The organism is Acinetobacter sp. Colony158, from assembly GCF_019264745.1.
In the GTDB taxonomy this organism is placed as follows: domain Bacteria; phylum Pseudomonadota; class Gammaproteobacteria; order Pseudomonadales; family Moraxellaceae; genus Acinetobacter; species Acinetobacter ursingii.
In genome coordinates, this window is the sequence record NZ_CP078523.1 from 2439975 (window position 1) to 2446465 (window position 6491).

At 41.6% G+C, this 6491-nt stretch carries 9 protein-coding genes; 1 reads left to right on the plus strand and 8 read right to left on the minus strand.

What is annotated here, in order from left to right; genetic code table 11:
- The 5 genes from JR005_RS09855 to JR005_RS09875 all read right to left on the minus strand — a co-directional run.
- Positions 1-342: DUF3106 domain-containing protein (locus tag JR005_RS09855; RefSeq protein WP_218664981.1), on the minus strand; the 342-nt coding region annotated here is incomplete at its 3' end.
- Positions 332-652, minus strand: a complete 321-nt coding sequence (locus JR005_RS09860; protein ID WP_151831856.1) for a hypothetical protein — start codon at positions 650-652, stop codon at positions 332-334. The genes JR005_RS09860 and JR005_RS09855, both read right to left, overlap by 11 nt.
- A complete protein-coding gene (locus JR005_RS09865; RefSeq protein WP_004986856.1) occupies positions 639-1262 on the minus strand; it encodes an RNA polymerase sigma factor in 624 nt (207 codons plus the stop codon). Before JR005_RS09865 ends, JR005_RS09860 begins: the two co-directional genes overlap by 14 nt.
- Positions 1263-1431: 169 nt before the next feature.
- Complete coding sequence (locus JR005_RS09870) at positions 1432-2208, minus strand: TrmH family RNA methyltransferase (RefSeq protein ID WP_218664982.1); 777 nt, start codon at positions 2206-2208, stop codon at positions 1432-1434.
- A gap of 50 nt (positions 2209-2258) precedes the next feature.
- Positions 2259-3230, minus strand: a complete 972-nt coding sequence (locus JR005_RS09875; protein ID WP_004986849.1) for a class 1 fructose-bisphosphatase — start codon at positions 3228-3230, stop codon at positions 2259-2261.
- 179 nt (positions 3231-3409) lie between these two features.
- On the opposite strand from JR005_RS09875, the gene JR005_RS09880 reads away from it, so the two are divergent.
- Positions 3410-3601 carry an NF038105 family protein gene (locus JR005_RS09880; protein WP_004986842.1) on the plus strand — a complete coding sequence of 64 codons (192 nt, stop codon included), beginning with the start codon at positions 3410-3412 and terminating at the stop codon, positions 3599-3601.
- 57 nt (positions 3602-3658) lie between these two features.
- Here the strand turns inward: JR005_RS09880 and pal are convergent, their stop codons facing one another.
- The 3 genes from pal to tolA form a co-directional block, all read right to left on the minus strand.
- Positions 3659-4228 carry a peptidoglycan-associated lipoprotein Pal gene (pal, locus tag JR005_RS09885; RefSeq protein ID WP_004986839.1) on the minus strand — a complete coding sequence of 190 codons (570 nt, stop codon included), beginning with the start codon at positions 4226-4228 and terminating at the stop codon, positions 3659-3661.
- 62 nt (positions 4229-4290) lie between these two features.
- Positions 4291-5574, minus strand: a complete 1284-nt coding sequence (gene tolB, locus JR005_RS09890) for a Tol-Pal system beta propeller repeat protein TolB (RefSeq protein ID WP_044433719.1) — start codon at positions 5572-5574, stop codon at positions 4291-4293.
- Positions 5575-5672: 98 nt separating this feature from the next.
- Positions 5673-6491: cell envelope integrity protein TolA (gene tolA / locus JR005_RS14870; RefSeq protein WP_228731683.1), on the minus strand; the 819-nt coding region annotated here is incomplete at its 5' end.

Here is a 6491-nt window from a genome sequence, read left to right on the forward strand (position 1 = left end):
TTCCTCTAAAGGGGCTTTTTGCATACGTTTACGCAAATCATTTCTTTCCTGAGTGCTCATCTTTTGCCATGCATCACGCATTTTTTGCTTTTCTTGCTCAGGCAATTGAGTAAACCAATCCATTCTTTGCTGTAAATCAACAGATTGATCTTTGGGCTCATCTTTTAAAGATTCATAACGTTTGATCAATGCACGTTGTTCATTTTCAGATAAGGTATTCCACGTTTCATTAACTTTGGTATCAGCACTTTTTGAAAATATCCAAAAGCGTTCAAAACCAGCAAAACTGGTTTGTAAAAAACTAAGCGCACAGAGTGCCAGCGCTATTTTTTTAGCTACCATGTGGAACTTTATCCTCACCTAAAACACTCAGCATTTCCAAATCTTCCACCATTTGTGGTGAAAGTTTTGGACTTGCCATCACCTGATTTTGTGGTTGATCCGACGTATCAAAGCTAGCAGGTAAAATGACAAATCCTGTAATCGCCGCAGCGAGAGCAAAGCCAGACATTTTCCAGATATGATAAAAAGATCGTGGTTCTCGCTTAATCGTATCCAAAACGTTGGCGATGACCTGAGGTTTATGCTTATGGTGACGTGCAAGTCCATCAAGCTTGGACGTTACCTGCTTGGTAAAATCATCTCGATTCATCTGATGAACCTCCCAAAGATGGATTTAAATGAGCTAAAGCAGTACGAAGCCCTTGAATAGCGCGATGATAATGTGTTTTTACACTGCCTTCGCTACAATTCATGATCTGTGCAGTGGTTTGCGTATCAAAGCCTTCCCACGCACGTAACATAAATGCTTGCTGCTGACGTAGCGGAAGTTCTGCGATGGCTTCTTGAATTTCTTCAATGGTGACTTCTTGACTTAAAAAATCTGAAGGATTCAGCGTTGTTTCATCAACAACCTCAATGACTTCGTCATTATCACTATCAAGACTCACCTTTTTAAAAAAAGAAAAAGGATTAGATCGGCGTGCTTCTTTACGTCGCCAGTCCTGTAATTTGTTATTTAAAATCGTATAGAACAGCGGATACCATTCATCAAGAGTTTTATCGGCATAAGATTTGTGTAAAGAAATAAAAGCTTCCTGTACCAAATCCATCGCTATACCTTGTTGCCCCTGTGTTGCACTTTCCATCATGACTAGCGCGCGTCCTGTGACTTCATTCATAAAATGTTTTAGGCGATGTTCAGCCGTATTCACATGAACACTATCAACTTCTGATCCAGACTGCTTTGGCGCTAAGTCCATAGAAATGGAAAATCCTGTCATTCGATCCCCATTCTTCCTTTTTTACAGTTACCTACTATATAACGCAGAAAAGAAAGAATAGGTTGACAATATAAGATGTTATTTTGACAGATTTAAGTTTAAATGATTTTTTTCAAATGATTGAGCCGCTTTAATATAAATTAACGATTTAAAGACGTTGTCGAACCATTTCAAAAAAGCAAATTGAGCCTGCAATTGCGACATTAAGAGATTCCTGTCCGCCAGGCTGTGGAATCGCGACTGCTTGTGCATGGGCGAGGGCATAATCAGAGGCACCTTGACCCTCGTTACCCAAAATCCAGACGCAAGGCTTGGTTAAATTTTGTTCATATAAACTATTTGAACGATGTGAACTGGTAACAAATACTGGGATGTTAAATTGATCCAGTAAGCTTTCAAGTTCAATATTTTCAAAGGTATGTAAACTAAAATGCGCGCCCATGCCTGCACGGAGTACGCGAGGTGACCAAAGCGATGCAGAGCCTTTAGTACAAATAACTTGTTTGATATTGGCAGCAGCAGCGGAACGTAAAAGAGTACCTACATTACCTGGATCCTGAATATTTTCCAAAATAAGCGTATCTGCCTGAAAATCCAGCGCTGTGCTACTTTGCGGTAAATCTATCACCGCGAGACAAGCCAAACTGGTGCCCAATGTACTAATGTCTTTGTACAAAGTTTCACTAATGACAAAAACAGAGCCATTATATTGTTCAATAATCGCTTGTATGTCTGAATGCTCTAAAGCAGCTTCAGTAGTAAAAAGTGAGACAAGTTTGCCTTTTTCCTGCAACCATGACAGGCACAGATGAGTTCCCTCAAGCACCGTTTGACGTTGTTTTTTTCGGTAGGCTTGTTGCTCAATGAGACTGCGCAAATGCTTAATTTTAGCGTTGTCTTTGGATTCAAGAAAAATAATAGCCATAAAAGAAAATCCACGATGATGCGGTGAAGCATCATCGCTATAAAAAATAATTAATGGTAACTGGTTACCAGCTCAACTTCTTGTTTAGAGCCAATGATCACAGGGACACGTTGATGCAATTCAGTAGGCTGAATCTCTAAAATACGGACACGGCCTGTCGTAGATGCACCACCAGCCTGTTCGATCAGCATGCTCATCGGGTTGGCTTCATACATTAAACGTAAACGTCCTGCTTTCTTTGGATCCTTTAAATCATAAGGATAAAGGAAAATACCGCCACGACATAAAATACGATGAATATCACCCACCATACATGCGACCCAGCGCATATTGAAGTCTTTTGCACGAACTGAGGTTTTTCCTGCAAGAAGTTCATCAATATAACGTTTTACAGGCTGCTCCCAATGACGCTGGTTAGAAGCATTGATTGCAAATTCTTGTGTCTCTTCACTGACTTTGACTTGATCAGCCGTCAGAATAAATTGCTGACTTTCTGGATCATAAGTAAAGAATGCAACACCATTGCCAACAGTTAAAGCCAACATCGTAGATGGGCCATACAAAACATAACCTGCTGCAACTTGTTCAGTTCCAGCTTGCATGAAATCAGCCGCTTGAGTGACTGCATTTTTGGCAGGTAAAATTGAAAAGATTGTACCGACACACATATTGATATCAATGTTGCTAGAACCATCAAGTGGATCAAATAACACCAAATATTTACCGTTTGCTTGAGCTGGTGTGAAATCATCGAGTTCTTCAGATGCCAAACCACCGACATGTGGGTGAACTTTTAATGCATCAATTAAATAATCATTTGAGATCACATCCAGTTTTTTCTGGGTTTCACCTTGAACGTTTTCATTTTCTGCACTCCCCAGAATGCCTGCTAAAGCACCTTTTTGTAATGCCTGATCAATGGTATTACAAGTAGCGGCAATGGTTTCAATCACTTGAGCAAGTTCAGGTGTCAAATGGCCTGATTGTTGTTGTAAATATTGCGTCAAATTCAGGTTTGACATACAGGAAAACTCCAAAATGAAAAGGGTCGTTTAGAAATGGCTATAGTGTAGATGAGATCGACCTAAAAGAAAAATTATATGACTTTATTTGTTGCGATTTTATGCTTGCAAGTGTACAGCAACGTGTTATGTTGAATAATAATAAGGATGTGAAAAGTCTGTATGAGAGGAGACGAGGCATGACGACCAAAACCTTCGGTGCGATGCCAACCCCAAATGAACCGATTAATCTCGACGAAATTTCAAAAGAGTCTGTAGATGAAGCGTGGAAAGGGTATGAGGCGAAACCTGAATACAAAGAGTTTAATAAACACGATTTGATTGAATCCATGCATCCGCCTAAAACAGAGCAGGAACAACAAAGTCCCTAAATTAAAAAATCGCTTAGAGTCTGAGACTTTAAGCGATTTTGATGATCTAAAGAATCATTATTTCAATAGGGGTGGAACAGCTTCGTAGTTAATTTCTACACGGCGGTTTTCTTTCCACGCTGCTTCATCATGCCCTGCATTTACAGGCATTTCTTTACCATAACTCACCGCTTCTAATTGTTGCGGATTGACACCATTGGTAATCAAAAAGCTTTGAACGGCTTTAGCACGACGTTCACCTAAAGCCATGTTGTATTCACGTGTACCACGTTCATCGGTATGTCCAGTGAGCGCGACACGTGAATTTGCATTTGCCATTAAAAACTGAGCATGCGCTTGTAGCGTTTGATAATCTTCAGAAGATAAGTCACTGCTGTCATAATCAAAGTGAACCACACGTTTTGCAAGTGCAGCACGATTTGCAGCAGTCACACCTTTTGATGATGCACCTGTTAGGTTTTGTGCATTTAATGCAGCATCGTCACTCAACCCAGATGTATTGACTGTGCCAGCACTATTTGGATTATTTCCTGCTTGAATTTCAGCAGCAGGTTTACGGCTTGCACAGCCTGTCATAATGACAGCAGTTGCGAGTACGGGTAAAACGAATAGTTTAACGGCTTTCATTGTGATCTCCATCTAATTCAGTTAAAAAATATAAGTGCTTCATCGTCATTTAGGCGACCAATTTATTTAGGTGCCCAAGCAGGTTCACGAACTTCGCCTTGTTCACTTGGTAAATTCATGCGGAATCGACCATCTGTGGACATCACAGAGAGTAGGCCACGATTACCTTCGCGAGTGGCATAAACCACCATCTGGCCATTTGGTGAAAAACTTGGCGATTCATCTAAACTGGTTGGGGTCAAAATATTTACGATACCCGTCGAAATATTCATAATGGCCACTTTGTAATTGCTACCCGATGGGCGATGTACCAGTGCAATATTTTTTCCATCTGCACTTAAAGTTCCACGGGCATTGAAAGCACCTCGGAAAGTGAGTCGGTTAACAGAAGCATCATCAAAACTATAGCGATAAATTTGTGCTGAACCGCCGCGATCAGAAGTAAAAATAAAAGACTTTCCATCTGGCGCGTAACGAGCTTCTGTATCAATCGCACTGTCATTGGTCATCCGTTGCAGTTGACGGGTTTCCAGATTCATTTGATAGACTTCTGGGTTGCCATGCATAGATGCAGTAAACAACATCGACTTACCATCAGGTGAAAAACTTGGCGCGCCGTTTAGCCCTTTAAAGCGAGCCAACACTTCACGTTGACCTGTTGCCAAATCTTGTAAATAAATCGCTGGACGTTTTGTTTCAAACGAAACATACGCGATTTTTTTCGCGTCAGGTGTCCATGCAGGTGAAAGGATTGGATCACGTGAAGACAACACAGTTTTAGGCTGCTCGCCGTCAGTATCTGCGATTTGTAAAGTATAACGCTGTTCAGGTGTGGCGGGGTTACGTAGGACATAGGCAATACGGCCACTAAAGTCACCTTGAATCCCTGTTAATGCCTGATAAATGGCATCACTGATCATGTGTGCAGCTTGACGCACACGCGAATTAGGTACGGTTAATAATTCATTCAGCAAAAACTGCTTTTTTTGTACGTCATAAAGTTGATAATGCACTTCAGAGCTATTATTGGCGGCAGGCTTGATATTTCCCACAACAACATAAGGAATACCAGCCGCTTGCCATGCATCTGTCTGAATCTGATCAATGGCACCTGTAACAGGTAAATTGTTTGATGCACTGGTAAAACGACCCGAACGGTTTAGGTCATTTTCAACAATAGGATAAATGGATTGATCATTGGCAAAGGGAACAATCGCAATTTTAGGTGCTTGTTCTGGTGCTTTGGCGATTTCAAGATGCAGTTGTGCAAATGCTTGGGGAACAAAAGCTGAACTCAGTGCAGTAATGATAGCGATTGATAAGAGATGTTTGCGATTCATATCCATAGTCGTATTGTGAGAGCGGCTCATTTTTGTGGAATAAAAGTATTTAGCATAATTACAGGGTCAAAATCCATTTAAACCATGTAATTATGACCAAAATATTATTTAGCAGTAAATGTTGATGTGAAAGTTCTTGCTTCACGACGTGCATCTGCATCAGAAGGCATCGGGTAAGGTGCGGCTGCACGAACAGCGGCTTCTACACTTGCTTTCATATCTGGATCGCTTGCATTTACAATCACGGAGGCAACAGCACCACTATCGGTTAAGGTGACACGAGCAGTTGCTTTTTTACCAGATGATCCCATTGGAATATCCCAAGTGCGATAGATTTTCTGCTCAAAATCACGTTTTGCTGTGGATGCAATTTTTTTAGCGTCAGCTTTTTTCTGAGCCGCTTCTTCAGCGGCTTGCTTTGCAGCCGAGGCTTTTGCTTCCGCATCTGCCTCAGCTTTTCGTTTGGCATCCGCTTCTGCTTTAGCTTTGGCATCYGCTTCATGTTTTGCTTTTGCTGCTGCATCGGCTTTAGCTTTTGCATCTGCTTCATGTTTCGCTTTTGCCGCAGCATCGGCCTTAGCTTTTGCATCTGCCTGTTGTTTTGCCTTTGCTGCTGCATCWGCTTTRGCTTYWGCATYTGCYTSWTGTTTCGCYTTTGCCGCAGCATCGGCCTTAGCTTTTGCATCTGCCTGTTGTTTTGCCTTTGCTGCTGCATCAGCTTTGGCTTTGGCATCCGCTTCATGTTTTGCTTTCGCTGCTGCATCTGCTTTAGCTTTGGCATCCGCTTSWTGTTTYGCTTTTGCTGCTGCATCGGCTTTAGCTTTKGCATCCGCTTGTTGTTTYGCTTTTGCTGCTGCATCGGCTTTAGCTTTKGCATCYGCTTGTTGTTTTGCYTTTGCTRCTGCATCRGCTTTAGCTTTCGC

Bases quoted from the DNA above. Each gene is read 5' to 3' on its own strand.
- tolB (WP_044433719.1), bottom strand. From the start codon at position 5,574: ATGGATATGAATCGCAAACATCTCTTATCAATCGCTATCATTACTGCA.
- JR005_RS09865 (WP_004986856.1), bottom strand. From the start codon at position 1,262: ATGGACTTAGCGCCAAAGCAGTCTGGATCAGAAGTTGATAGTGTTCAT.
- pal (WP_004986839.1), bottom strand. From the start codon at position 4,228: ATGAAAGCCGTTAAACTATTCGTTTTACCCGTACTCGCAACTGCTGTC.
- JR005_RS09860 (WP_151831856.1), bottom strand. From the start codon at position 652: ATGAATCGAGATGATTTTACCAAGCAGGTAACGTCCAAGCTTGATGGA.
- JR005_RS09870 (WP_218664982.1), bottom strand. From the start codon at position 2,208: ATGGCTATTATTTTTCTTGAATCCAAAGACAACGCTAAAATTAAGCAT.
- JR005_RS09880 (WP_004986842.1), top strand. From the start codon at position 3,410: ATGACGACCAAAACCTTCGGTGCGATGCCAACCCCAAATGAACCGATT.
- JR005_RS09875 (WP_004986849.1), bottom strand. From the start codon at position 3,230: ATGTCAAACCTGAATTTGACGCAATATTTACAACAACAATCAGGCCAT.